Origin of the sequence: Rhodomicrobium sp. (assembly GCF_047605405.1) — a bacterium.
In the GTDB taxonomy this organism is placed as follows: Bacteria; Pseudomonadota; Alphaproteobacteria; order Rhizobiales; family Rhodomicrobiaceae; genus Rhodomicrobium; species Rhodomicrobium lacus.
In genome coordinates this window covers 1-25,761 of record NZ_JASGFR010000047.1, presented here as the reverse complement: position 1 = coordinate 25,761, position 25,761 = coordinate 1, and the positions used below count along the sequence as shown (strand labels likewise).

Below are 25,761 nucleotides of genomic sequence, written 5' to 3'. Positions count from 1 at the left end.
ACCTAGAGCGTTATCCCATCCAATCGAATCGCCAAGGATTCCCAATCGAGCGCGGATCTGATTCAAACTGTCTGCCGGAGCGGGAGGCCGGCGGACATATCGAAAGCTCTGTCTCTTGATCTTCGTGTGCGGGTTCTTGCTGCGATTTCCGGCGGGATGTCCTGCCGCCAGGCGGCGGAACGCTTTGGCGTCAGCGCGGCGAGCGCGATCCGCTGGCGTGCACTCGAACGTTGGCAAGGCGGTGCGCGGCCGAAGGCGCTGGGCGGCGACCGTCGTTCGGGGCGGATCGAAGCGCACGCAGCGCTGATCCTCGCTCTTGTCGACGAGACGCCGGACATGACGCTTCAGGAGCTTCGGGCCGCTCTTCAGGATCGCGGGATCGCGGCGGGTACCGACAGAATTCAAACCGTCGGTGTGGTTGGTGTCGACCACGCCCGCTTCCATGCCACGACTTTGCGCGCGCCCCACGTCCAGGCCGCCGCGCGCTTCCATCTGCGTCGACGGCATGTATTTCAGGATATCGACCAGCGACGTAGCCTGCCGGTCTTCGATCATGTCGCTGTTTACGACGCTCACCGAATAGGCAATTCATTAGAATCTTTCTGACTTTAATCGTCGGGGATTCCCATTCTGGGCGAGCATTCAAATTACATGCTGGGCGGAGGCCAGCCTGTATGGCGCGAGCCTATTCTCTGGATCTGTGGTGGCGTTTGTTGCGAGCGGTCAGACGATGCGAGCGGCGGTCAACGGTGTTCGATGTCAGCGTGGCAAGCGTTGTAAAGTGGACGCAACGCAAAAGCGCAACAGGCAAGCGTTGCCCCAAAGCCAATGGGTAGCAAACGCCCTTTGCTTTTAGAGGCGGAGCGCGATTAGCTGTTGGCGTGACCGGATGAGAAGCCCGATTTGACGCTTCATGCCTTCGCGATGAACTGCGCAAGCGCGGCGTTACCGTGTCCCGCGACACGCTATGGCTTCCTCAAACGCCGGGAGATCAGCTTAAAAAACCTTGTTCGCAGCCGAGCAGGATCGTCCCCGGCTCGCCCGGCGCCGGCTGCGCTGGAAGAAATACCAGCCTCGATTTGGTCCATCCCGCCTTGTTTTCATTAATGAAAACCGGGCAAAAACCAACATGACCCGCACGGGCGGCTGGTGCCGACGCGGCAAGCCGCTCGTCGCCAAAGTTCCACATGGCCACTGGAAAACGCTGACGTTTCTCGCCGCACTGCGCCATGACGCGATCACCGCGCCTTCGTGCTGGACGGCCCATTAACGGCGAGGCCGTTCTGGCCTATGTCGAACAGATCCTTGTCCCGCCCCTCACAAAAACCGGGCCATTCGCAACGCGATCCGCGCCGCTGAAGCAGCAGGCGCGCCATTTTGCATGGTACGCCCCCTGAATCCGATGATGACCTTTCCGCCTGCGAATGGTGAGCGCCTGTTTTCGCGCAGTAGACATCAATCAAGTTGGAATTATTATAAATATAACTTCCGTAACGCAAATGCAATCCATCGGCTTGCTTTTCATTATGGCCAATAAGCGACGAATATCCTTGTGAGGTAACTTCGACCTGATCTACCTTGGGCCTCGCGAGAATTCGGAAGATCACGGAGAACGAATCCCGGTGCTCAAGGTCACACATGTCACAGCGGGTTACGGGCGGCTCGTCGTCCTGCATGCATTGTCCGCAAGCTTCGCGCGTGGCCGGGTGACGGCGTTGGTTGGGCCGAACGGCTGCGGCAAGTCCACACTCCTGAAGGCCATCATGGGGTTCATGCCCGTAAACGGTGGCGAGATCCGGCTAGAGGGGCAGCCAATCCGGACGTTTGGGCGCAAGGCGCTCGCGAAAAGGATCGCCTACCTGCCGCAGGAGTGTCAGTGTCCCGATTACATGACGCTCGGCGAGTTGATCGAACTGGCGGGATACGCGCGCTATTCGCTCGTCGGCGGCCCCTCTGCGCGCGACCGCAGGCTTTTCGCGGAAATTCTCGACCTCGTCGGTCTCGCGGATAAAGCCGGCTGTCAGGTCAATGCCTTGTCCGGCGGTCAGCGGCAGCGCGCCTGGATTGCCATGGTGCTCGCGCAGGAAGCGGACGTCATCCTGATGGACGAACCGGTCAACCATCTCGACATGAAGTATCAATATGCGGTGCTCGGCCTCGTGCGCGAACTTTCTGCGGGTCACGGCAAGACGGTGATCGTCGTGCTGCACGATCTCAATCTGGCGTCTGCATTCGCCGATGACGTCGTGATGCTGCGCGATGGCAAGGTCGTGGCCGCAGGGCCTGCGCAGGAGACCATGACGGCGGCCAACGTGGAGCAGGCGTTCGATTTCGAAGCCGACATCTTCTCGCGTGATGGCCGCGTTGTCTGCCTGCCGCGCATGTTCCATGCGGAAGCGGTCACGGCATGACGCGGCGGAGCCTTGTTCTCGCGAGCACGCCTCTCGTCCTCGCGCTCGCATTCTTCGCCAATATCTCCCTCGGTCCCGGCTCCATTTCTCCAGCCGACGCGATCGGCGCGCTTTTTCACATGGAAGCCGACAGTTACGAAGGGGCCGTTGTCCTCTACCAGCGGCTTCCACGCGCGCTCATCGCGATCTACGTCGGCGCCACCATGGCGGTGAGCGGCGCGGTGCTGCAGGGGCTTGTGCGCAATCCGCTCGCCTCGCCCTCGACGCTCGGCATGAACGCGGGCGCGACAGTCTTCGTTGTCGCCGGTGCCTATCTCTTCGATTTCGGCATGACGGCGCAGGGAATGGCCGCGCTTATCGGCGCACTTTTCGGGTTTTTCGCCTGCCTCGCCGTCGCGCGACTGGCTGGCGGCTCGGCTGATCCGCGCGGACTCGCTCTCATTCTATCGGGAGCGCTCGTGTCGATCCTTTTCATCGGTATCGCGAATGCGTTCCTTCTGTCGGACCCGGCTCGGCGCATGGATTTCCTCGGCTGGGTGACGGGCAACATCAACCATGTCTACGGCGACCGCCTTTACGCCTTCTGGTGGATCGGCGCGGCGGCGCTGCTGTTCCTCGCAGCGCTCTCCCGGTCCTTGACGCTGATCCTTCTCGGCCATGAAAAGGCAGCTTCGGCGGGTGTGAGGGTCGGTCTCGTCTCGAATCTCGCCATCGGGGCGACGGTTCTGGCCTCTGGATCGGCGGTCGCGATCTGCGGGCCGATCGGTTTTGTGGGGCTCGTTATGCCGCATATCCTGCGCCCGCTCGTCGGCTCCAATCTCTCGGCGCTCCTTCCGGCGTGCATGGTGACCGGGGCAAGCGTTTGTCTCCTCGCCGACCTTTGTGCACGCGCGGCCTTCCACCCTTATGTGCTGCACACGGGCGTCCTGATGGACCTCCTTGGCGGCCTGGTGTTCATCGTCATCGTGAGGCGGTTCTATCTGTCCGGCTCGGCGAGGGGGCTTGCATGAGGCGCGAGCGCGCGACAGACGGAAAGGCGGTGTTCCGCTTCTCGACCGGCCTCGAAATCCCGACAGGCAATCTTCTGGCTGCGGCCGGTCTCGTCGTTGCGGCCGTTCTGCTCGCGGCCCTTTCTACGGGTCTCGGCAGGACAGACGCCGGAATTTCGGATCTCGTGCGCCTGTTCTTTGGGAAGGAATTGAGCGACGAACAGGCCTACGCGTTATGGACGGTGCGCCTCCCCCGCATCGTCATGGGCTTCATGGCGGGGTGGTGCGTTGCGCTCGCGGGCGCGATCCTGCAATCCATCGCCCGCAATCCCTTGGCCGACCCTGGCCTGTTCGGGCTCAGCCAGGGAGCCATGACGATGATCATGCTGCTTGCCGTCATCGCTCCCGGCGCACCCCGGGAACTCATCGCGTTCGCTGCGATGGGAGGCGGGCTCGCCGTTGCGCTGCTGTTGATCTGGCTCGTAGGCGGCGAGCGGTCGTCCGGGCTTTCGATCCTTCTGATGGGCATCGCGATTCAAACCGTGCTCTCGTCGATCGACACGCTTCTCCTCCTCTATACCCCGCCAGAAACCTCCTATGCCTTGTCCGACTGGGTGGCGGGCTCGCTGTTCGGCGCGAGCTGGCCCGGCATCGCGAGCTTTGCGGTCGTCTTCGTCGCAAGCCTCGTCGGCATCTTGTTCGCCGGGCGCGCGCTTCAGGCCTACGATCTCGGAAGCGAGATGGCGATGGCGCTGGGCGAGCCGGTCGGCCGGTCGCGGCCGGTGCTGCTGGTGTTTGCCGTGATGCTGGCCGCGTCGGCCGTCACCGCCGTCGGTCCGCTGACGTTCCTCGGAGTTCTGGCCCCACACCTCGCGGGTTTCGTATCCCCGGCGGTCGGTCGGCCGCGGCTGCTGCTCTCGGGCCTGATGGGCGGCATTCTCGTCGTGGCGGCGGACGCTCTTGCACGCGGCTTGCTCGGTAATATCCCCCTGCCTATCGGCCTCAGCCTGACGCTGATCGGCGTGCCGATTTTCATCGTCACGCTGTCCGTTTCGAGCAGGCGAAGGCGCGCGTAGGGCCGCAGGAAGAAATCGAAACGGTCAGCGCCTCTTGTTCGCCCAAGCCCCGATGGCGTCCAAGGTGTGCAGCGCGCTGGCGACCGTCGGGGTCGTAACCTTCGACGAATCGAGAAACACCACATTTCCCTCGCGGACCGGCTTCGTGAACCGATCCCAACCCGGCACGATGCGGTCGAGGGCGGCGCGCGTGCCGGCTTCGTCACGGGCGCCGATATAGGTGTTCATGACGATCAGAAGATCGGGGTTCGCCCGCGCGAAGACCTCGGGGTTCATCGGGGCGAGCAGCGTCGAGCCCATGCCGGATGCAGACGATTGGGGCAGCTTCAGCGGCGTGAAGCCAAGATCCTCGATCGCCTGGATCGCGCCTGACATGTCGCCGACGGCGTTGAGCTGATCGGTGAGGAAGACCGCGAGATAGGTCTTGCCGGTCGGATCGGAGGGCAGCACCTTCCGAACGGTCTCAAGGCGCGCGCGGTAGATTGCCATGCGCTCCGCGAGCGCCTGCTGCCGACCCAGGAGCTGCGCGAGTTCCTCTTCGACGCGGATACCGCGCGTCTTGCCGTTGCTGACCTTCTGGAGATAGACGGGCGCGACGGTCGAAAGCTGCGCCACCTTGTCGACGTCGATCTCCATGCCGATGATCAGGTCGGGGTTTAGCGCGCGCAGGCGTTCGAGGTCTACCTGACCGAACGGCCCTATGCCTTTCGGTTTGGGCAGCCCCTTGCCTAGAACGGTGTCGATGAAGTCGATGCTGACGAACTTGCCTTCGTCCGTGCGGCCGTAACCGCCGACAACGCTGACGCCAAGGTCCATCAACGGAACGCCGAGCAGCGGCTCGTGCATGACGACGATGCGCTTGGGTTCGTCGGGTATCGTGACGGTTCGCCCCGTGTCGTCGGTGACGGTGCGTTCTCCCGCGAAGGCGACGCTGACGGTGAAAAAGAGCGCGAACAAAATCGACAATCGCATGGATGGTTCCTTTTGCAACAAAGCGATCCGAGGCGCGTTGACACCCCGGATCCTCCCTCTGGATAATATCGCCGGACGCATCACAGGAACCGGCGGGAGCCGGATTGCGCGTCAGAACGTGCCCTTGATGCCGACGCCGATCATGCGCGGTTCCAGCATGTTTGCCGCTACGCCGCCGATCGACCGATCCTGATACTTCCAAAGCGGGGTGCGCTCGTCGAAGATGTTGTTCACATAGGCGTAGAGTTGAGTGTTGTCGGTCCAGTCGTAGGAAATCCGGCTGTTGGCGACGGTAAAATTATCGACGTGGTAGAGTGGGTTATTGTCGTCGGCGGAATAGTAGCCATCCGTATGGCGCACATCGACGCTCCACTTGACCTTCTCGATGATATCCCAATCGATGCCCGCGCTCAGCGTGTAGCCAGGAGCGTTTCCGAATTTATTGCCCTCGTTGACCGCGTTTCCGGCCGCGTCAGTATATTCGCTGATCCGTGTGTGAAGCAGGCCAGCGCCCGCGCGAATGCGGAAGTCGTCTCGAAGTTGATAGGTTCCAGAGACTTCAAGGCCGTACGCTTCCGCGCTATCGGCGTTCACCACTACGGCGCCGTATAATACGTTTCCAAGGAAATCATCTTGGAGTCTTTGCGCATTGGAATAGTCAGCGTAGAAAATGTTGCCGGTCAGCGTGAGCTTGTTGTCCAGCAGCTTGGCGCGAGTGAAAATTTCGTAGTTGTTAACCGTCTCTGGATCGAACGTAAGATACTTCCGGTTCGCGAAGCTCAGATTTACGCCGCCGGGCGTATATCCCTTGTTGAACAGGACGCCGACCGACACGTCCTGGATAACCTCATAAGTGAGCGACACTTTCGGTAACCACGCGTCGTAGGTTTCATCGAAATTGAGATACTGACCGGGCGCGAAGCCTGCCGAACTGCCCCAACGTTGGGTATTGTCGCGCTGGTAACGCAGGCCGCCGGTCAGCGTCCAGCGATCCATCAGCTTATAGGACGACTCGGTGTAGATGCCGACATTCAGTTTCTCGTCGTCGAAGCTGGATATGCCCCGGTTGTTGAGCCAGTCTTCCGACGTGGTGTGGGCGACAAAGACACCTGTAACGCCGCTGAGCCGCGAGCCGACGTCGCCGTAAGTCACTCGCGCTTCGTTCGTGATGTTTTCCTGATCGATGGTCGCTGCGCCGAGAGTTTCCGGTATGATCGTGCGTGCGATATGCGAACTCGAAATCTGCGACTGATTGAAAAGCTTTATCCCGCCGCCAAGATCGTGAGACAGGTCGAGGACGCCGCTGTCGGTATCCTGCTCGTAGGCCGGCATTGATCCTGTCCGGTTCTTGAGATCTTCATATGGAACCGATGCGGCTTCGTAGGTTGGACGGCTGTTATAGGTGTGTGCATATGTCAGCTTAGCCGTCAGGCTTGGGATGTCCGTCGGTGTCCAGAGGAGTTTGGCGCGACCGTTCAAGGTTTTGAAATTGACGCCGTTATCACCCGTCGCAAAAGTCGGATTGGTATAGTCGATGAAAGTCGACCGACTCCAGTAATCGAGAGTAAAGCGCGCGGCGAGTTCGTTGTCGATAATGGGACGGTTAACCATCAGCGACGTGCGGCGCTTGTCGTAATTTCCGACTTCGACCTGATATGCCCCTTCCGTATTGAAGGTCGGATCGTTAGTGTTGACGATGATCGCGCCAGCGATAGCATTTGCACCTTGGGTGGTCGTTTGCGGACCGCGAAACACCTCGATGCTCTTGACATCCCAGATCGAGGTTCCCCCGTATACAAGCTCATAGAAGTTTGAATAGTGGCCGTCGAGATTGACGGTCGCGCGCGGTATGGTGCCGCCGAAGAACGCCGTCGACCCGAAATTCGACCCTTGTGTATCCTGACCGCGGATGATCGGTGCACCGACTGTGCCAGGATAGACAACATTGGGAATGTCGTTGATTGCATCGGAGACGGTTGCTGCGCTCTGTTTTTTCGCGAGATCCTCCGCACTTATCACGCTTACCGAAGACGCCGTCTCCATGATATCGCGTTCGATCTTTTCGCCGGTGACGGTGATCGTGTCGAGCGCGACCGTCCCTTCCTGCGCGAACGCTTGTTGTCCGCTTGCCGATACAACAACCAACGTCGACGCAAACGCCATCGTTGCGGCATAAGCCGCCCTGCTGCCCCACAACATGCCCGGTTTTTCTCCTCGGTGCCCATTAGAATGCCCGCACAAAGGATGAATTAGGCAGAGACGTATTTCAACTCTGGTTGTTCCAATTCGGACAAAGTTTGTCCGTAACTGTGTCTTATATAGTTATAATTATTCTGCATTATGAATACTCTAGAATTATACGCATACTAAGCGTAAATAAGCAAAAGTTAGCAGATTGCCAGTTCTCGCTGTTCCGCGGCAAAATATGCAGATCGGCGGAGTCGGCCCGGTCCGCCGATAGCTTAATTACGCGAGTTTTTGCAGGGAGTGCGGCTCCCGGTTGGTGCCTCAGTCGTCACGCTGGGGCGTTTCCGCGACTTCTTCATCGCTCGCGCCTTTCCGCCAGTAGGCGACGACGAGTTGCTGGCCTTTCTTCAACCCGCGCTCCTTGCGCAAATGGGCGCGGATGGCTTTGAACGCATCGAATTCACAGGCGACCCATGCGTAAGCGGAGGAAGGATCGGCGGGGAACTCGACGCCCCGAACGGCGTCGGGCAGCAGGGTCGTCGTGCCGGGAGCCTCACCGCCTCGGTGCAGCCATCGCAGCTCGATGGCCGTGCGGTTCGCGATTTCCACTTCGCACGCTTCGTCCGCGACCTCGATCAGCGCTACGCCGCGCGCGGTCTCCGGCAGAAACTCAAGCATCCGGGAAATAGCGGGAAGCGCCGTTTCGTCGCCCGCGAGAAGATACCAACCGCGATCCCGAGGAACCGAACTGCCGAACGGCCCCGCCACACCGAGCACGTCGCCCGGCTTGCAGTTTGCAGCGAAGGCCGCGCCAGGCCCGGCGTCGTCGTGAAGCACGAAATCGACCTCCAACGTACCGGCCTGCGGATCGCAGCGCCGCGTCGTGTACCGGCGTATGACAGGGCGCGCCATCCCTTCCGGCCAGCACAGCAAACCGTCCTTGCCGATCGTCGGCACAACCATCGTCGTGCCCGGCTGCGGGATGACGAGGCCCATATGAAGATCCTCGTCTGAGGCGAAGCGGGCGAGGTCCGACCCCGCGAAGACGACCCGCCGCATGTGCGGAGTGATGTCGCGTATTGCGCAAACCCGGATCAGTCGGAAATTCGGAGGCGTCATGATAGCGCTTCCGTCGCCAGACCAGACGATGTCCGGCTCGGGCTCGCCAGCCAGTTCCTTGATGTGGCCGGCAAGGGCCATCCGCATATAATAAAGCCCCAGCATCTCATCGGCTTCCGCGCGCAACGAGATCGTGTTCGCCTTCGGCGCCAGATAGCCGATGCCGAAGGGAAAGTTCACGACATAAGCGGCCTCTTCGCGTCGCACCTCCGCGTCATGATCCGAAAAATGTTCACACACGCTTTCGATGACGCGGATTGGATCTTTGACAGTAGCCACTGCTGTCGCAACGAGGCGCATTCTTCGACCTTTCCAGAGATTTGTCGAATAGAAACGGGCGCTCATTCAGATGAATGAACGTGACGGGAGATGCTACTGACAGGTTTGTATCACGACAAGAAATATTTCAAGCATTTTGATATTTTTGAATTATTTTAGTTATAATTATTGGTAGTTGCCGCGCTGGGCTGTGAGTTGATCGCAGCGCGCGCCAACATATCCATTGATAGAATACATGAAAAGCGATTATACGGTCCGGCATACATGATGCCCAATCATCGTCTTTGCCTGAGTTATAATAATAACAAGAAGGCAAAACAGTTGCAGGAACGGAAGCCGCATGATGCGTGACATTGATTGCTTGATGACGACTGCCGAGCGCGCAAAATTTGCCAAAGAACTTGCAAATCTAGCAAAAGAGCTCGTGCCGACTGACACTGTCAAAGAAGTATCTGCGAAAATGTCGGAAATTAATCGTCATCCAACTGAGCATGAAGAGCGGATGTGGCTGCTCCAGCAGCAGGAGCCTGATGCAGTCTGCGTTAGAAGCGCGATCTATCGTTTGAGCGGAAGCCTCAACGTATCTAAGCTTGTATCGTCGATCTACGAGACCATACTGGCGATGCCAGATTTGAACGCCCGCTATTACTTCGACGAAGAGGGGGGGCTTCGCAGACAGATATCTGCTCGGGAAAGCGAATGCGTGGCTATCCGGGCCGTCGGCTCGCGACATGAGCTCATCGAAGCCGTGCTGGCGCGGCAAGGTGAAACTTGGGATCCCGAGCGCGTGCCGCCTTTTCGAGCGGAGCTGTTTCTGACTGGCAGTGACGCTTATATCGCCCTGTTCCTCAATCGCATTCTTGACGAGGCTTATACGCCTGAGTTTCTTGTTCGCGCCCTTATGGCCGCGTATGAAGGTAGACGGCCTGAGACCGCGCAACGGTGCTATTCTCCTTTCTCTTTCGACGAAAATCGTGCGGCGCCCATAGGCTGGATCCGGCGAACGGAGAAGAACCTTTCGATCGAACACGCTGATCTCGGATCGTCGGCGGTGAAGGCGCCGTCTGGAAGAAACACGACCACGTGCTGCCGTGCTATCGTCCACGCGGAAGTGCTGGGCTCTTCTCCGTTCGCTGATCTGCTCATCGCGACAATTTCCGAGCGTTTCGCTCGATTCGTGTGCCGTCTCGGCGGTCACGCGAAAATTGGCTTGGTCCTTCGTCATTGGAAGGGAGATCCGGACGGCTCATCTTCGGCTGCGTTGGATCGGCATCGATTTGATGCAGGCAAGCCGATCGACAACACAAATTCGCAGCGTCGTGCTGCGTCCGATTGGGTGCATGACACTGTAATAGCTTTCGATAGCGGCTGTTCCGCGAAAGAAGCTCTCGACCTTATTCTGGCTCGGCTGGAGGGAGCGATGCCTGGCTCTCCACTGCCTCCGGACCCAAGCGTACCAGAGATCCATGTCAGACGACTTGATGATCCAGCCACGTCTCGTGGCGAAATCACCTTTGAACATCTCCTGATTCCAACTCTGGAACTGCGACCTGATTTGGAATTGGCTACCGGCTTTGACGCTGACGGCAATGTCGTGCTTGAGCTTTCAACCGGACAGGCGATCTCCCGCTATGCCTGTGCGTTTCTGTTGGAGCGCTTTGTGGCCTTCCTCGGTGGCGAGAGAGAGACAGAGGAGTGGGCCCCTCCGCTTATCACCGCGCATGTCGCAAAAGAGCAGGGAACGAGCCCTATTGTTCGGCCGGTTGAAGCTGTCGCTGTCGAAACGGAAAGCGTCACCGCTCTCATTCTCGCCGAATTTCGCGAAGCCCTCGCCTTCGCCACGATGGGCCCTGACGACGACTTCTTCGATCATGGCGGTCACTCGCTGACTGCTACCCGGATCATCGGTCGCCTTCTGAGCAAGCATGGGATCGAAATCCACTTCAACGAGTTGTTCAGCCATCCGACCGCGGCTTCGCTTGCGCGATATGCACGCTTGTCAGACGCCGCAGTTTCGCATTGGAAGGATAAGAGGGACGAGAAGCCTCTGACTGCGCCCTTATCGCTGGCACAGGCATCACTTTGGAAAGCCTGGAAAGCCTTTGACTTCGGCGAGGTCTTCAATATTCCATTCGCGCTCGATTTTATCGATCCAGTCGACGAGCGCGTCTTCGAGCGAGCTTTCCAGGATATTCTCGAGCGTCATTCCGGCTTGCGTACACTCTTCACTCCAGAGGACTGCGACGTAATCCAGCGAGAGGTTCCCCCCGAGGAACTGCATCGTTACAAGTGGTTCTGGACCAGTCCAGACAGCGCAGGAATAAGCCGTCATTCGGAAGCGTGTTACCGTTTCGACCTTGCCAGAGAACTTCCGATCCGTCTGCGTTTCCTGATCGATCCTGTAACGGGACGGCAAACGCTGTCCTTCCTGTTTCATCACATTGTTCTTGATGAATGGTCGGTCAATCTGATGATGGACGAGTTGGTGCATGCGTATCGCGCTCGAGCGACAGGAGAAGTTCCCGTCTGGACGACAGCGCCCATTCCGTTCGCGAAGTTTGCGGGCCGGCAAATGACAACCGGGGTGAACGGCATACACCTCGACTATTGGACGGAAAGGCTCCGGACGGCACCCAGGGAACTCAAGCTCTTCGACGTCGCCGCTCCCGTTCCGCATCTTTCAAGCGACGCCTCACCTGCGGGGGGTTGGGTCGAATTCAGGCTGGAGCGCCACGTTTCAGACGGCCTCTATGGACTTGCGAAAGAAAGCGGCGCCTCTCTTTTCAATGTCGTCTATGCGGCGATCGTGACATCGCTTCACAAGATCGGGGGACTGACCGACATCGTCATCGGGACTTCGGCTTCGGGGCGCACCGATTCAAGTTTTTTCGATACGATCGGCTATTTCACCACCGTCGTCGCTCACCGTTTGCAGTTTCAGGCCGCCACCAGCGTCGGGGAACTGGTCGATACCGTGAAGCAAACGATCAACGGATCCATGCCGTATACGGATATTCCGATCGATCTGGTGGAAGAGGCGCTCGGCATGGAGCCGGGGCGTGATCACCTGTTCGAGGTTTTCATCCAGATACACGCCAAGAACAAACTGAACGGAGCGATAAACGGTCCCGGCGGGTCACAAATTCGTTTCCGCCAGATCGATCCCGACAAACATGAATCGCTTCTGGGGCTGCAGTTTGAGGTGATGGAAGAAGAGATCGACAAGGAGCGGTCGATCCGCGTGCTTATGAGCTATCGGAGCGATCATTATACGCCCCAACAGGTCGAGCGCTTACGCAAAACGACGAGTGATGTCTTCGCCTCGTTCTCGAAGCCGGGCGTATCGATCCGGCCGATCTCCAATCTTTCATGACGAGCCGGACATCAGCGCGTTGCGGTTCGATGTGCCGCGCTGATCCGGTCTCGATCAGGGTAATCCTGATCGAGACCGGTATTGATTGAGCGGCTCTGCGTCAGTCGGACTGCAGCAACAACTCGCTCATCGGAAGCGTCGCTGCTCCCGGAGCGACGGCGATCGCCAGAAAACTTCGCAATGCTCGCTGATGCCTCTCGAAACGATCACTTCCGATCATCGCCGCGTCGGCATCGATCTGCACAGTCAGTTCACTTCCGTCGTTCTGGCCGCGATAGGTGATGTTGAGGCCGTCCCCGGGGCCGCTGGCAAGGACGTGCCTGGCCGTACGGCATCCGCGAAATTCCGGCGAGCCGAAGGGCAACACATTGATGAGCGGCGAGAAGAAAAAGCGTTGTCCCTTCGTAAGACCATAGTCGGCCGCAATCTGCTCGATGCGAAACCGACCGTGAAGCCGCTGTTTTCTGAGCACCACGGCGTTGCGCACCAGAAAATCCAATAGAGTTTCCTGCCGGTCGCAGGCGAGGTGGAAGGGAAGGATATTCACCAGCATCGCCGGGGTGTAGGCGCCGACACTGCCCCAGCGGCTCATGAACGGCAACCAGAGCCTAAGCCTCGTTCCGCCTCCGCCTTCCTCGGGAGAGAGGCCATGGTACAGATAGGCGCCCGTCAGAAGGTTCAGAGCGTCCGGCCAGCCAAGATCGATGGATGAGGCAAGATCCGACAGGTTTCGAGAAACTTCGTCCTCAAGCTTATCATGGGAATGGTGGCCGCCGCCGCCGTAATCCTCGCTGCTCTTGTCGAGGACCGAAACAGGGACGCCCTGGGCGAGATAGTTTGCCCAGTAGGCCCGATCGGCGTGCCATCGAGCGCTTTCCCTATAGGCTGTTTCCTCTTCGATGAAGCTGGCGAAAGGGTGGAAGGGACTGCCGGGCTCTTCCGCCCCCCGATAATGGCGATAGAGTTGGCCGCATCGTTGCTCGATCAGGGCAAGGCCATAGCCGTCCACGATGATGTGATGAGCGCGACTATACCAAAGGTATCGTTCGGCCCCGACGCGGTACAGTGCTTGGGTGGAAAGCATGTCAGTTCGAAGGTCGAGCTTCGCCGCGACATCGGAATTCATCCGCCGGCTCGCCTCTGCGAGCGGATTTGGAAACTCGCGTAGGTCCACGTAGGCGGGCGTGGGAATGCGATCCGGATCGCAGCGTTGCAGCGGCACCTCTCCATCCGCCGTCATGCGAAACCGTATAGATAGAACCTCGGCTTCGCGAGCACTTTGGGCGATAGCTTTCAGCAAGGCCAGCTGGTCGACTTTACCATCGATTTCAAGACAGTGGGCAACGGTCGAAAGCGGCTGATCAGGATGAAACAGAAACTCTTCCCAAAAATCGAGCTGAGGTAGAGTCAACGGCATCCAGCCGCCACCCGGGTTGATATCATGCATGAAATACCTCATCGATGGTGAGCGGGCAGACTTACAACATTGCGCTGAAAGTCATGCGCAGCACTACGGTGTAAAGCTGTATTTTTGATAAGCTTATTTGCGTCAAATATATGCCGATTTGGCGCAAAATTATTAAAATATTATTAGTTTTTGCTCAAACCAAAATGGCAATCTATCTCTTTTTTTTCTCTTATCTATCGGAAATATTTTAACATTTCTCCAGAGGTGCTGCAGATGTTGAAATCTGATAGGATTTTCTCAGGCTGAGGTGGCAACAAGCTTGCGACCTGCCTCGCATTCCGACACTTCAGCAACTGCTTCGGCGAGAGTTCCATGCCGAATTCCTCACCCATTCGCCGCGAAACCGCATGCAGATGCGACGGCAGCAGGCCAAGCGACATGAATTGCGTTCCTGAATCCGGCCCATCTGCCGACGCTCCGAGAACCTCAAGATAGATGGCAAGTACGCGCCGTTCCCTGTCCGAGGTCGTCAAGAGTGATGAAACGCTCCCGGGTTGATGCTCGCGGTCACTTTCCGAGACGAAAAGCTCGCGGGCGCGCCGCCGATCGGGTTTGCCGTTCGGCGAAAGCGGCAGGTCGTCCACCCGCATGAAGACCGTCGGCACGTGGGACTCGGGTAATCGTTTTCTGGCGAATGCTCGAAGTTCGGCAGCCGTTATATCCGCTCCTGGTCTGGCAACGTAGAGCGCGCCGATAGCTGCTTCCCCCCTATGCTCGCTTCCATAGTCTACGACGAGGGCGCGTTGCACGGAATGGTGCTCGACCAGTTCGCTTTCAATGTCTGGCAGGGAGACACGCACGCCACGGATCTTGATGTAGCCGTTGACGCGATGCGAAAAGAGGATCGTGCCGTCCTTGCGATACCGGCCACAATCGCCGGTGCGAAAGGCGCGCACGTGAAGCCCGTTCTCATCGGCGACGGTGACAAAATCTGTCTGAACCAGGCCGCCGTTCTCGATATAGCCGAGCGCCACATTTGCGCCGGCAGTATGGATCCGTCCGGTGACGTCCGCCGGACAGTGGTTTTCGAGATCGTCGATTATGAAATAACTGTTTCCAGGCAGCGGTCGTCCATAGGGAATATGATCGATATCGTCTGGTCCGATCTCATGCCAGATGCTCCAGATCGTCGTCTCCGTCGGTCCGCCAAGGGAGATCAGGCGCAAGGCCGCGTTTATCTGGCGAAGCTCTTCGACCACCGATGGCTTGATGTAATCGCCGCCCTGCGCCACGAGCCGCAAAGATTTGAGTTCGCCGCCTCCTCGACAAGCGAGGAGCATTTCCAGAATCGCAGGCACGGAACACCAGATTGTGACACCATGCTCGGCGATGAGCCGGTTCCAGTCGATTGCATCCTTCTCCTTGGCGGCTTCCGGATAGACTAGGGTCGCGCCTGCGGTCAGGCAGCCAAAGATATCGAAGACCGACATATCGTGATGGAGTGGCGTCACCGATATGAAAACGTCTCGCTCGGTAACATTCCAGGCATCGATGGTCCGTTCGATAACGTTCGACGTTGCCTTGTTCGAGAGAACGACGCATTTCGGTTTGCCGGTCGTCCCAGATGTGTAGAGATAATAGCCTGCCTCCTCGCTCGAAGAGAGTGCAGCAAGCGGTTCCGCCAGGGCATAGGGATCGCGCGGCGCTTCCTGGGCCATCATCTCTTCCACGCTCAAAGTCTTGTAGCCGGCGATTATGCTGGAAGCGATTACGATGTCGGGCCTGCAATTTTCGAGCAGATAGTGCAACCGATCCGGCGGCGACGCGGCGTCGATCGGCACCCAGATCGCGCCTGCGAAAGCGCAGGCCAGTGTGACCGCCGTGTGCTCGGGAGAGCGGGGCAAGCAGATTGCAACGACGCTGCCCCTGCCGATTGCCTGCACCCTAAGCGACGCCATCGCTTTGGCGACATCAAGCCCGAGATCCCGATAGGAAAGACGTCGCTCGCCGCAAACCATCGCCGTCTTTGAAGTGCGAAGGCTGAAGAGGTTGTCGGCGATGCGTTGCAGATAGTCACTGCAAATGAGCTCCTGCCGGGCCGTGTTGTGCCGGTAGTGCTGGAGATCGACGACGTCGCTGTGTTCGAAGGCCAGTGCGCCAGCCGAGCAAATCGCCTTGATCGCGCGCTCTAGCGCCTTGAGCAGATCGAGCACGATTTCCCTGTCAATAGCTTCGCGGGCGTGATCGATATCGATGACAAGGTTTTTCGCCGGATCAAGCGTCAGGCGTATATCCATCGCAACTTGCGGCGTTTGGGTAAGCCCAGCGTGCTGTCGCACCAGTGTTTGCGCAGGGAGGGTCGGCCAGGAGAGACCGTTGGTCACGACGACGGGGAGCGCCGGGCTTTGGCGATGGGTATTGACGAGAAGCCGCGCTATATCGACGCCCGAAAACGAGAGATGAGCCAGCCCTTCATGTATGTCGGTTTGCAGCATCCGCGTTCGGTCAAGTATCGAGCCAACCCGTCTGTCCCAACTGACCGCGATGAAGCTGGATTCGTTGCTCAAGGATTTCGATGCGGGAGGTGCCACCGGCACGCCGACGCAGAGAGCCCCCTCCTTTTGCCATTTTGAAAGCACCTCAAGGATGACGGCCACGATCACCGTGTTCTTGAAAAGGACGTGGCGTGCTCCGATTGAGGACAATTTCGCGAAGCTGTCGCGGTCTATGATGAGGGTTGCTCGGTCGTATCGCGACGAAGCGATGGTTTCGAGAGGCTTTTTCCAAGGCAACTGCGCCGGATCGGTAACATGGGCGAGTTTTTCCCGCCAGTAGTCGCCATCCTTGGCCCTTGCAGCTTTTTCGGGCGAAGACGAAGCGATAGCTGGCGATTTCGTCCCCTCCAAGTGGAACGCTTCCGCGCCGAACAATTCGATCATCAAGGTTGCTATCGACTGGCCATCGAGAATGAGCGCATCGAAGCGGACGAAGACGACTCCCGTGTCTCGGCACGGATCGCCATCATCGGGCTCTGACAGCCGAAACGCGGCTACGCGCCAAGGAGGAGCGGCAAGGTCGAACAGCTCATGAGCGAAATCGCTGCGAAGCTCATCAATCCGGTCGAACGCCTCCGAACGTGCACAGGACCGAAGGTCGACTTCCTCGTAATTGATTGCCGCGTCCGGAAGAACCTGCTGGACGAGCTTGACGCTATCAATCCGCATCCGCAGACACTCATGGCGCCTTACGAGTTGCATGAGCCGCTCGGGAAGCCTGTCGAGATCGATTCGGCCGCGATATTCCCGGAACTCCTGCATCGCCACACCGCCGAGGGGAAAATGTCTCTCTCGTCCGAGCAGATAAGCCTGCTGCAGCTTCGTCAATGGCCGAACGAGGGCGCTTTCCTCTTCACTCATCGTGATCACGACCTTGGTCTTGGAGTTTGGCATCTCCTGTCCGAGCGTCTGAGCGCACGGATTTCAGGAAAGCGCCCGCAATCATCTCGGAGACTTCATTCGTTCGCATGCGCATCAAATCGGCGATACGACGAGGGGTATTATGTGTTCGAAGGTCATCCCGAGACAGCGCGCAAGAGGTGATGTAACGATTTATAAAGTTACGAAAATCGGCAAGTTCGTTCTCCGCCATGATCGTTACCATGTCTGCATCGGTCTCAGGGACGGCCCGATCGCCGCGAAGCCTATTCATAAGATGGATCACCATTTTTTCTGTTTCGCTGGGCGATCTCGATACATGTTCGTCCGAGCGACGCGAGGGCTGAACCTCGTCGTTCAGACGGCTCAAGCTGGCGCTCAGGAGATCCGGCTGATCGCTCACCTTTCGCAGCAATCGCGAATAGGCGTTGAAAAGATCAATGACCCAGTCGCGCGCGACTGCGTCGATGCGCACATCCCAGTTTATCAGGAGCCCACCGTCGATGACTGCCACTTGAACATCCAGGGCGACCTGCGGACCTTGCGACGTCACCCAGTTCAGCTTACCGAACACTCGACGGACACGCTCGGAAAACAATTCTCCAACCGTTGAGCCAAACCCGGACGTGAACACCACGGGCGAGACCTCCAGATCTCCTCGCCTCCGGGATAGATCACGCATGACGTTAACGCCCGGATAGGCCGAGTGAGCCAGAAGTTCGAAGATCTGCGTCTGAAGCTCCTGGCAAAGCGCCCCTGCTGTATCGACTGTGTGCAAATCGATGGCCACGACAAGCGGGTTGGAAAACTCTCCTACCAGCCGCTCCTCGTTACCGATGGCCGGAGCGCGCCAGAATATCGGCAGATTAAGCCGGAAACGGCCGCATTGCGTCGCGCGCCCGAGCGTTACGGCGAAAAGCCCGAGCAGCAGGGTCGTCGGCGTGACCCGCAACGCTCGCGCGGCGCCTTCAAGAGCGTTTCGCTGCGCGCAAGAGAGTCGTGCAGCCAGGCGGCAATTCTTGCGTCGCGCTGTTCCATCCAGCCGTAAGGGAGGAAGGAGAGGAGCCGGGGGGAAGTCGGCTAATTTCTCCTGCCACCAAAGCCGATCACGCTCGCGCTGCCTAGCGTGTTCGGCTCCCACGCTCATCCTATCAAGCCAGTCGAAGAAGCACGTGTCTTCAGTGGGGTTCGACTGAGGTTCCAGGTATAAAGCCGCGAGATCATCCATCATGACGCGAAAGCTGACGGGATCAATGGCGATCATGTCGGCGTCGACATGCAATCTCGCTCGCCCCCCAGGCAGAAGACTGAGGCTGAAGGCTGTCGCCTGCCCCTTGGTCAGATCAAGCGCCCGCTCGGCCCACGCGCGACGTTTCGCTGCTAGGTGTCGGTGCAGCGAAATGCTCGACAACGTTCTTAAATCCTCCGTTTCCAAGGCGAGCATCTCTCTTCCTTCGCGGATGCTTTGCCGACCGTCGGCGTCAACCGCAAGGCGCATCATAGGATGAACTGAACCAAGGTGGGCCAGTGCGCAGTTCAGACGCTCCGGCACGAGTTCCTCGCTGTCAAATTCCGCGTAAAGATGCGCCGCGACCCCTCCAAGAGGTCCACTGGAAGCTCTGCCAGCCCAGTAAGCAGCTTGCATTGCGGTAAGCTCTCTCATTACGCATGCACCTTGGTCAGATTAGCAGGGCGACGATCAATCGACTTGCCTCGTCAAATTCAAATGATTCCAGGCAGAAAACTCGTGATATTGTAACTCAGGGAAATCAGTTGGCGCAATTGATATGTTTCAGAATTAGAATAATAAAAATGAATCACATATTATATATATTATAAGAATTAAAAGACATATTCTATTTTATCAATATTTTGTTGCAAGAATATTCCGTGACTGATATGGAATACATTAGTGTATGGGTGACTTGCTATGAATATAGAATATTGTCGCTGGCCTGATGAAATGGCTGAACTCTACGTCGCGGAGGGGCTTTGGCTGGGGCGCCCCCTAAGTCGAATAATAGAGGATAGAAAGAACGACTACGCGATGGATCTGGCTATTATCTGTGGCGACCGTCGATTTAGCTATGGCGATCTGGATCGACTATCTTCAAGTCTTGCTGGGCGGTTGGCTGCGCGAGGCATGAAGGTCGGTGATACAGCGCTCGTACAGCTTCCGAACGTCGCTGAATTCTACATCGTCTTCTTCGCACTGCTGAAAATTGGCGTGGCGCCGGTCAACGCGCTGTTCGTTCACCGCAGGCTTGAATTGGCTGCCCATGCGAGACAAATCGCGCCCCGCCTTTTGATCGGCACCCGTGCCAATCCGCTGTTCTCGGACGATGCCTTTGTGGATGTCCTCAAGGAAATCTCGCCGAATCTCTCATTGGCCCTGTTCCTGGGAGAGACGAATTCTAGCTCAAGCCTTGACCACTGGATCAATACGCCGTTCGAGGGACCGAGTTGTTATGCTCCCTCAGCGCCCGACGAGGTTGCATTCTTCAATCTGTCCGGCGGGAGCACCGCGACACCGAAGCTGATCCCGCGAACCCACAACGACTATGACTACAGCGTCCGAATAAGTGCGGAAATCTGTCAATTGACGCGGAAGACGCGTTTTCTATGCGCTCTGCCGGCGGGACACAACTATCCGATGAGTTCGCCCGGTGCTCTTGGCGTCTTTCACGTCGGAGGGTGCGTCGTCATGGCGTCGAGCCCCGAGCCCTTGAGCTGTTTCGACCTTATCGAAAGGCACTCCGTTAATATGGTCGCTTTGGTGCCTCCCGCCGTATCGCTTTGGCTTCACGCACTTCCCGGCAGAGAGGCATCGCTCAAGTCTCTTGAACTGCTCCAGGTCGGGGGAGCGAATTTCGCCGAAGCCATCGCACGCCGCATACCCGAAGCGTTGGGGTGTCGTTTGCAGCAGGTGTTCGGCATGGCTGAAGGGCTCGTCAACTACACCCGGCTAGACGATCCCGGCGAGCGTGTCTTCACGACCCAGGGACGGCCAATGAGTCCTTACGACGAGATCAAGATCATCGACGAAGAAGGGTTCCCCGTCGCTAAAGGCGAGGTCGGCATGTTGGCAACCCGTGGCCCCTATACCTCTCGGGGTTATTATCGGAGCCCCCAGCACAATGCTCACGCCTTCGACGATGAAGGCTTCTACAAGACCGGCGATCTGGTGCGGATCACCGATGATGGTAATCTGCGCGTGGTTGGGCGAGTGAAGGATCAGATCAACCGGGGCGGTGAAAAGATCGCCGCCGAGGAAGTCGAGAACCTGCTTCTAACGCACCCGGATGTCGCTCACGCGGCCTTGATTGCCATCAAAGATCCCTCGATGGGCGAGCGGAGCTGCGCCTTTGTCGTGACGCGAAATCCCGGCCTCAAATCTTCGACGCTCAGGCGTTACCTGGCCTCGCTGGGAACCGCTGAATACAAGCTGCCGGATCGCATTGCGTTCATCGATGCAATGCCGCTGACCGCTGTCGGGAAAATCGACAAAAAGCGGTTGAGCGAAGAGCGTGGTTTCGCGGGTAACGCCGCCTCCAACTAAACAGGTGTACTCATGGCTATTCCTCGATTGGCTGATTATCCAATGCCGCTTCCACCTTCGCTTCCAATCAACAAGACGAATTGGCGGCCTGATCCGAAGCGGGTGGTCTTTCTGATCCACGATATGCAGCGCTATTTTCTTGGATTTTATGAGGATGGAAGCATCCTAAAAAATGAACTGATCAAAAATCTGGTGTCGCTGCGCCGCTGGGCCCGAGAAAACGGTGTTCCTGTGATTTACACCGCGCAACCACACACACAATCCACCGTTGATCGTGGTCTCTTGAACCACATGTGGGGTGCGGGCCTCACTGAGGCCGATCCCGATCTACAGCAGATAGTTCCAGATCTCGCCCCGAATGAAGAAGACATCGTCCTCACCAAATGGCGCTATAGCGCGTTCAGGCGGACGAACCTTCTAGAACAAATGAAGACGTCCGGACGCGATCAACTTCTGATAGGCGGCGTCTATGCGCATATCGGCTGCATGGTTACCGCAGTCGATGCCTTTATGAGTGACATTCAGCCGTTCATCATTGGAGATGCTGTCGCCGACTTTTCGGAGGCAGAGCATCGGATGGCTCTGGACTACGTTGCACGGCGCTGTGGATCGGTAATTGCGACCGAAGCGTTGATCGAAACGTCGGCGGCGAGCGTCGTCACGCGGGATTGGCTTGAGGCTCGCGTGCGCGCGCTCCTTGAGGATGCGGCGGATATCGATCCGAACGAGAACCTGCTCTTTTATGGGATCGATTCTTTGCAGGTCATGAGGCTCGCGAGTGAACTGAAAGCGCGCGGTGTTCCTGTCAGTTTTGAAGATTTGGCGCGAGCTCCGACGCTAAGCGCGTGGTGGGAACTGATCGATAGGAAATGCAAGGCGGCTTGATGAGCGGGAGTAGCACCATGCCGCTTCGTCGTTTTCTCGGAAAACGCGTCCTCGTAACGGGCGCGGCACGCGGGATAGGACACCAGGTGGCCGAGCGTTTCGCGGAAGAAGGGGCAACCGTCATCGGCCTCGACATCGCAGCGAGCGAGCGCGCACTCAACTTCACGCTTCATCTGGTCGACATCAGAGACCCTGATCAGGTCCGCGCGATCAGCAACCGCCTCAAGTGCGACGTCGAGCGGCTCGACGTTCTCGTTAACGCAGCGGGTGTGCTCGAAATGGGACCTGTGGAAAGTCTCGCCACCGAAGCTTGGAAACGATGCTTTGACGTGAATGTGGCTGGCCCATTCTACCTCTTCAGGGAGTGGATCCCGATGTTCAAGAAACAGCGGGGCGGCGCAATCGTAAACATCGCGTCCAACGCAGCGCATGTGCCCCGCACACACATGGCCTCTTACTGCGCCTCGAAAGCCGCTCTGGCGAGCTTGAGCCATTGCGTCGGGCTTGAGGTCGCGCCCTACGGCGTGCGTTGTAATGTCGTTTCCCCCGGCTCGACCGATACGCCGATGTTGAGCGGGATGCTGACGAGCGGCGCGGACCGCGACCGGCTGCTTGGCGGCTTTCCCGACCAGTTCAAGCTCGGCATTCCGCTCGGAAAGATCGCAACTCCGGATGATATCGCCGATGTCACTCTTTTTCTGGCGTCCGACGATGCAGGCCACGTCACCCTTCAAGATATCGTCGTCGATGGGGGGGCAACGCTCGGTGCATAGGCCACTTGCGGTAATTGTCAGGATTATTGGCTGGAACAAGCAGCAAGTGACGTCATGCATCAAGAACAGGAAATATCCCAATACTCTGGACTCTTCGAAAAAATCCATCCGTGGGACGACGAAGAGGCTGAGTGCAGATGCCTTTTCACCAAATTCCGATGGAACTCAGATGAAGAGTTATTTCAAGCAGATGGAGATATGGGCATACCCCAACAAATTGCTCAGGCGAGACCAAGCAGGCGCGCGGAGTTCATCGCGGGCCGGCGCTGCGCCGGCCAGGCGGTGAGGCTGCTGATGGGCGGCGATGGCTGCGGCATTATCGGCGGGTTCCCCGTTCCGAACTGGCCCGAAGGTCTCGTGGGAGCGATATCACATACTCAGAATTGCGCTGTCGCGCTGGTCGGCAGGTCGCACCGGTATATTGGAGCAGGCGTCGATATCGAGAAAGTCCTGACCGCGTCCGAGGCACGGGACATCTCTTGGCTTGTCTTGAGCGAAAGCGAGCGGAGGCGGCTGGAGACGCAGATTGCTGTCTTCACGATTTCACTCGCCTTCTCCCTGAAGGAAAGCCTGTTCAAGTCGCTTCCTGCCGATGCTCAGGCCGATTTCGGCTTCGATGCGTGCGAACTTGTGACTTGGGGTCGGAGCGGAGACGCTATGTTGCGCGTTACGAGAGACCTTGGGTCCCATTGGCGCGCGGGTACGGAATTTGCCGCGCAATTCCTCCGGCGTGAAAGACTTCTGCTGACCCGCATCCTGCTAGAAAGATAAAAAATAACACTTCTGACGAAATCCAGTGGACGCAACGGAGGAAAGGGTAGCCCATGGAAATGGAGAAGCAGCCAATAAATAATTCCGGGACCGAAAACCCGCCGATAAAGCTGATACAACAGATCATCGGCTATCGCACGTCTCAGTGTATACGTGTCGCGGTCGAGTTTGGTATCCCTGCGATGCTCGAAAACGGCGCGCTCAGCGTGGACGAAATTGCACAGCGCGCAGGTGTACACGAGAATCTCGTCGGAAGGATTTTAGATCACCTTGTTAGCGTCGAAATCATCGGCAAGGATGATGCTGGCAATTATACGGAGACGTCGACTTCAAAATTCCTTGTTCCTGGGCATGATAACAGTCTTTGCCAATGGATTTCCTGTGAACTTCATCCACTGTATTGGCGTTCCTGGGAGTATATAAATGAGCAGATGCGAAGGGGCGATACTGCCTTCGAACTCGCGCATGGGCTCCCGCACTTCCAATACCTTGCCAATGATCCCGAGGCGCAAGAGCGCTTCGATGAGCAGATGCGGGGCGCGTCGATGGCTATGGGCGCCGTTGTCATTCCTCATCTGGAGTTTCAGGAAGGGGTAACCATAGTTGATGTCGGCGGCGGAGATGGGTCTCTGCTTGCTCAGATTCTTGAGCGGAACCCTACGGCGAAAGGAGTGCTATTCGACCTTCCCCGCAAGGGCGGTACCCTCAGCTCCGCTTTCGGAAAACTGCGGTTTGAGGGACGAGCCAGCATTGAACGCGGCTCCTTCTTCGATGTCATTCCTCCAGCAGGCGACGTTTATATTTTCAGCAGGGTTTTTCACGACTTCAACGATCAGGCCGTCAAACAGATACTCGATAACACAAGAGCTGTAATGCGGGGCGGCGAACGTCTCGTCATCGTGGATATCATACTCGATCGCACTGCGTCGACACAACGTCGATCTTCTCAAGACGTTTTCATGATGGTCCAGCTTGGAGGGCGGGAGCGTACCTTCGAAGATCTCTCAAAGATGCTCAGCATGAGCGGGTTTGACACAACGTCCGTTGCAAAAACGGAAACACCACTCTGCATCTTGGAATGTTCACCGCAGAAACGGTGATAATGATCGGCATTATAGCAAATGCGATGATTATTTATATCGCGTCGCCAACGATGAGATCATAAGCATCGCGTGATCTTGAGCTGCAGATAAATCATCAAAAAGCGGGCAGGCCATGAAGTACGAGTATTTCGTCGAAGACGACTTGTTATATGCACGCCGGTTTGACGCGAATACGCTATTCTATTCGTCCAACTGGAAGACAATCAGTGGACCGATACGCGGTTCAGTGCTCACCTCAGGTCTTTCGGATCAATCAACGCTCAAGTCGGCAATTGCCAGGGCTTTCGCTGATACCAGAGACGCCCATCAGATAGTAGCTGGAGCCGTTCCGTTTTCGCGCCACTCATCGGCTAAGCTATATTTACTGCGCGATTTCGTCGATCTGCGCCCAAAAAGCGACGCAACGCCGGTTTATAGGCCAATCGCCGTCGATATGTCGCCTCACAAAAAGGCATTCGCGGAAGACGTCGCGCGAGCCTTGGAGCTATTTGGAGCATCGCTCTGCAAGGTTGTCCTCGCCCGAGCACTCGACATAGCGCTTGCCGAAGAACTGAGTCTATCCTCATTGATTGCGAACCTTCTTAGAATCAATCCTTCGGGCTACACTTTTGCCGTTCCTGCTGGGATCGAGAACCACCCATACGTTTTCGTCGGTGCCAGTCCCGAGCTTCTCCTTCGCAAGAAGGGCATGACCATCACTACCAATCCGCTGGCAGGCTCGATCAAGCGGGGGAAGACGCCGGAGGAGGACGAGGCCAGAGCGAAAGCGCTCTTGCACTCCGCCAAAAACAGACACGAGCATGCCCTCGTCGTATCGGCGGTCAGGGATGCGTTGGTGCCCTTCTGCGAGACGCTCGACGTGCCGGATACCCCTTCTCTAATCAAAACCCCGACAGTGTGGCATCTTTCGACAACGATAACGGGATATCTGTCCGATCCGCGATGCTCATCTCTCGATCTAGCGTTTGCTCTGCATCCGACCCCTGCGGTTTGCGGTTATCCGACTGAATCGGCTATGAGGGCGATAAATAGCATAGAGAGTTTTGATCGGGAGCTTTATGCGGGATTTGTCGGATGGATGGACGCATCCGGCGATGGCGAATGGGCCGTTGCACTTCGCTGCGCCAACGTCGCTCGACAATCGGTAAAACTGTTCGCCGGCGCAGGAATCGTTCCGGGATCCCTGCCGCTCGATGAGGCTGCGGAAATCGAAGCGAAATTCGCCACAGTGCTGGGCGCGCTTGGATTTGTTCGGTAGCGACCGATTTACTATAAGCTGCGTATTTTACCCGATTGAAGGATACGCAAACCGCATAGCTCCCTTGAGCAGCGCCGCAAGAGCGAAATCCGATCAGGTTGCATCATATCCCGCAGCGGTGAAGTAGTTTTCGCATTCGTCTGGCGTGAAGCAGGGGATGAACT

Annotated in this window: 17 protein-coding genes and 2 pseudogenes; 11 read left to right on the top strand and 8 right to left on the bottom strand. The window is 57.6% G+C overall.

Going from position 1 to position 25,761, the window contains the following annotated elements:
* Positions 1-96 precede the first annotated feature (96 nt).
* Positions 97-405: pseudogene (locus QM659_RS15100) on the top strand (helix-turn-helix domain-containing protein); the annotation flags it as partial.
* Positions 406-441: 36 nt separating this feature from the next.
* Here QM659_RS15100 and QM659_RS15095 read toward each other — a convergent pair.
* Together QM659_RS15095 and QM659_RS15090 are read right to left on the bottom strand one after the other, a co-directional pair.
* Positions 442-576 (bottom strand): annotated as a pseudogene (locus QM659_RS15095) (TonB-dependent receptor plug domain-containing protein); the annotation flags it as partial.
* A gap of 415 nt (positions 577-991) precedes the next feature.
* Complete coding sequence (locus tag QM659_RS15090) at positions 992-1,231, bottom strand: hypothetical protein (RefSeq protein ID WP_415189051.1); 240 nt, start codon at positions 1,229-1,231, stop codon at positions 992-994.
* A 391-nt stretch (positions 1,232-1,622) separates the two neighbouring features.
* Between QM659_RS15090 and QM659_RS15085 the strand changes: the two genes are divergently transcribed.
* Genes QM659_RS15085 through QM659_RS15075 form a run of 3 tightly spaced genes read left to right on the top strand, consistent with a single transcriptional unit; the run spans position 1,623 to position 4,476 of the window.
* Positions 1,623-2,411, top strand: a complete 789-nt coding sequence (locus QM659_RS15085; protein ID WP_415189050.1) for an ABC transporter ATP-binding protein — start codon at positions 1,623-1,625, stop codon at positions 2,409-2,411.
* Positions 2,408-3,421, top strand: a complete 1,014-nt coding sequence (locus QM659_RS15080) for a FecCD family ABC transporter permease (protein ID WP_415189049.1) — start codon at positions 2,408-2,410, stop codon at positions 3,419-3,421. Before QM659_RS15085 ends, QM659_RS15080 begins: the two co-directional genes overlap by 4 nt.
* Positions 3,418-4,476, top strand: coding sequence for a FecCD family ABC transporter permease (locus tag QM659_RS15075; protein WP_415189048.1), 1,059 nt, complete (start codon positions 3,418-3,420; stop codon positions 4,474-4,476). The genes QM659_RS15080 and QM659_RS15075 overlap by 4 nt, the downstream gene beginning before the upstream one ends.
* A 24-nt stretch (positions 4,477-4,500) precedes the next feature.
* On the opposite strand, the gene QM659_RS15070 is transcribed toward QM659_RS15075, so the two are convergent.
* From QM659_RS15070 to QM659_RS15060, 3 genes are all read right to left on the bottom strand, one after another.
* Entirely contained in the window at positions 4,501-5,448 is a 948-nt protein-coding gene (locus QM659_RS15070) for an ABC transporter substrate-binding protein (protein ID WP_415189047.1), read from the bottom strand.
* Between the two features lie 111 nt (positions 5,449-5,559).
* On the bottom strand, positions 5,560-7,611 hold the full coding sequence (locus tag QM659_RS15065; protein ID WP_415189046.1) for a TonB-dependent receptor: 2,052 nt from the start codon (positions 7,609-7,611) through the stop codon (positions 5,560-5,562).
* 345 nt (positions 7,612-7,956) lie between these two features.
* Entirely contained in the window at positions 7,957-9,033 is a 1,077-nt protein-coding gene (locus QM659_RS15060) for a DUF2218 domain-containing protein (protein ID WP_415189045.1), read from the bottom strand.
* Between the two features lie 340 nt (positions 9,034-9,373).
* On the opposite strand from QM659_RS15060, the gene QM659_RS15055 reads away from it, so the two are divergent.
* A complete protein-coding gene (locus tag QM659_RS15055; RefSeq protein WP_415189044.1) occupies positions 9,374-12,406 on the top strand; it encodes a condensation domain-containing protein in 3,033 nt (1,010 codons plus the stop codon).
* A 100-nt stretch (positions 12,407-12,506) separates the two neighbouring features.
* Here QM659_RS15055 and QM659_RS15050 read toward each other — a convergent pair whose 3' ends face one another.
* From QM659_RS15050 to QM659_RS15040, 3 genes are all read right to left on the bottom strand, one after another.
* Complete coding sequence (locus QM659_RS15050) at positions 12,507-13,853, bottom strand: condensation domain-containing protein (protein ID WP_415189043.1); 1,347 nt, start codon at positions 13,851-13,853, stop codon at positions 12,507-12,509.
* Positions 13,854-14,047: 194 nt separating this feature from the next.
* Positions 14,048-17,131: an amino acid adenylation domain-containing protein gene (locus QM659_RS15045; RefSeq protein ID WP_415189052.1), complete on the bottom strand. Its 3,084-nt coding sequence runs from the start codon at positions 17,129-17,131 to the stop codon at positions 14,048-14,050.
* A 91-nt stretch (positions 17,132-17,222) separates the two neighbouring features.
* Positions 17,223-18,911, bottom strand: a complete 1,689-nt coding sequence (locus QM659_RS15040; protein WP_415189042.1) for a condensation domain-containing protein — start codon at positions 18,909-18,911, stop codon at positions 17,223-17,225.
* A 267-nt stretch (positions 18,912-19,178) separates the two neighbouring features.
* On the opposite strand from QM659_RS15040, the gene QM659_RS15035 reads away from it, so the two are divergent.
* The 6 genes from QM659_RS15035 (at position 19,179) to QM659_RS15010 (ending at position 25,597) form a co-directional block, all read left to right on the top strand.
* Complete coding sequence (locus QM659_RS15035) at positions 19,179-20,807, top strand: (2,3-dihydroxybenzoyl)adenylate synthase (RefSeq protein WP_415189041.1); 1,629 nt, start codon at positions 19,179-19,181, stop codon at positions 20,805-20,807.
* A gap of 12 nt (positions 20,808-20,819) precedes the next feature.
* On the top strand, positions 20,820-21,692 hold the full coding sequence (locus tag QM659_RS15030; RefSeq protein ID WP_415189040.1) for an isochorismatase family protein: 873 nt from the start codon (positions 20,820-20,822) through the stop codon (positions 21,690-21,692).
* Positions 21,693-21,709: 17 nt separating this feature from the next.
* Entirely contained in the window at positions 21,710-22,465 is a 756-nt protein-coding gene (dhbA, locus tag QM659_RS15025; protein WP_415189039.1) for a 2,3-dihydro-2,3-dihydroxybenzoate dehydrogenase, read from the top strand.
* 54 nt (positions 22,466-22,519) lie between these two features.
* The gene (locus tag QM659_RS15020; protein ID WP_415189038.1) at positions 22,520-23,236 is read left to right on the top strand and encodes a 4'-phosphopantetheinyl transferase family protein; all 717 of its coding nucleotides are present in this window, start codon (positions 22,520-22,522) and stop codon (positions 23,234-23,236) included.
* A 53-nt stretch (positions 23,237-23,289) separates the two neighbouring features.
* On the top strand, positions 23,290-24,336 hold the full coding sequence (locus QM659_RS15015; protein WP_415189037.1) for a methyltransferase: 1,047 nt from the start codon (positions 23,290-23,292) through the stop codon (positions 24,334-24,336).
* 115 nt (positions 24,337-24,451) lie between these two features.
* Entirely contained in the window at positions 24,452-25,597 is a 1,146-nt protein-coding gene (locus QM659_RS15010; RefSeq protein WP_415189036.1) for an isochorismate synthase, read from the top strand.
* The last annotated feature ends 164 nt before the right edge of the window (positions 25,598-25,761 follow it).

Coding starts and splice junctions, on each gene's coding strand:
- QM659_RS15090 (WP_415189051.1), bottom strand. CDS start 1,231: ATGGCGCAGTGCGGCGAGAAACGTCAGCGTTTTCCAGTGGCCATGTGG.
- QM659_RS15080 (WP_415189049.1), top strand. CDS start 2,408: ATGACGCGGCGGAGCCTTGTTCTCGCGAGCACGCCTCTCGTCCTCGCG.
- QM659_RS15075 (WP_415189048.1), top strand. CDS start 3,418: ATGAGGCGCGAGCGCGCGACAGACGGAAAGGCGGTGTTCCGCTTCTCG.
- QM659_RS15070 (WP_415189047.1), bottom strand. CDS start 5,448: ATGCGATTGTCGATTTTGTTCGCGCTCTTTTTCACCGTCAGCGTCGCC.
- QM659_RS15065 (WP_415189046.1), bottom strand. CDS start 7,611: ATGGCGTTTGCGTCGACGTTGGTTGTTGTATCGGCAAGCGGACAACAA.
- QM659_RS15055 (WP_415189044.1), top strand. CDS start 9,374: ATGATGCGTGACATTGATTGCTTGATGACGACTGCCGAGCGCGCAAAA.
- QM659_RS15050 (WP_415189043.1), bottom strand. CDS start 13,853: ATGCATGATATCAACCCGGGTGGCGGCTGGATGCCGTTGACTCTACCT.
- QM659_RS15045 (WP_415189052.1), bottom strand. CDS start 17,131: ATGCAGGAGTTCCGGGAATATCGCGGCCGAATCGATCTCGACAGGCTT.
- QM659_RS15040 (WP_415189042.1), bottom strand. CDS start 18,911: ATGAGAGAGCTTACCGCAATGCAAGCTGCTTACTGGGCTGGCAGAGCT.
- QM659_RS15035 (WP_415189041.1), top strand. CDS start 19,179: ATGAATATAGAATATTGTCGCTGGCCTGATGAAATGGCTGAACTCTAC.
- QM659_RS15030 (WP_415189040.1), top strand. CDS start 20,820: ATGGCTATTCCTCGATTGGCTGATTATCCAATGCCGCTTCCACCTTCG.
- dhbA (WP_415189039.1), top strand. CDS start 21,710: ATGCCGCTTCGTCGTTTTCTCGGAAAACGCGTCCTCGTAACGGGCGCG.
- QM659_RS15020 (WP_415189038.1), top strand. CDS start 22,520: ATGCATCAAGAACAGGAAATATCCCAATACTCTGGACTCTTCGAAAAA.
- QM659_RS15015 (WP_415189037.1), top strand. CDS start 23,290: ATGGAAATGGAGAAGCAGCCAATAAATAATTCCGGGACCGAAAACCCG.
- QM659_RS15010 (WP_415189036.1), top strand. CDS start 24,452: ATGAAGTACGAGTATTTCGTCGAAGACGACTTGTTATATGCACGCCGG.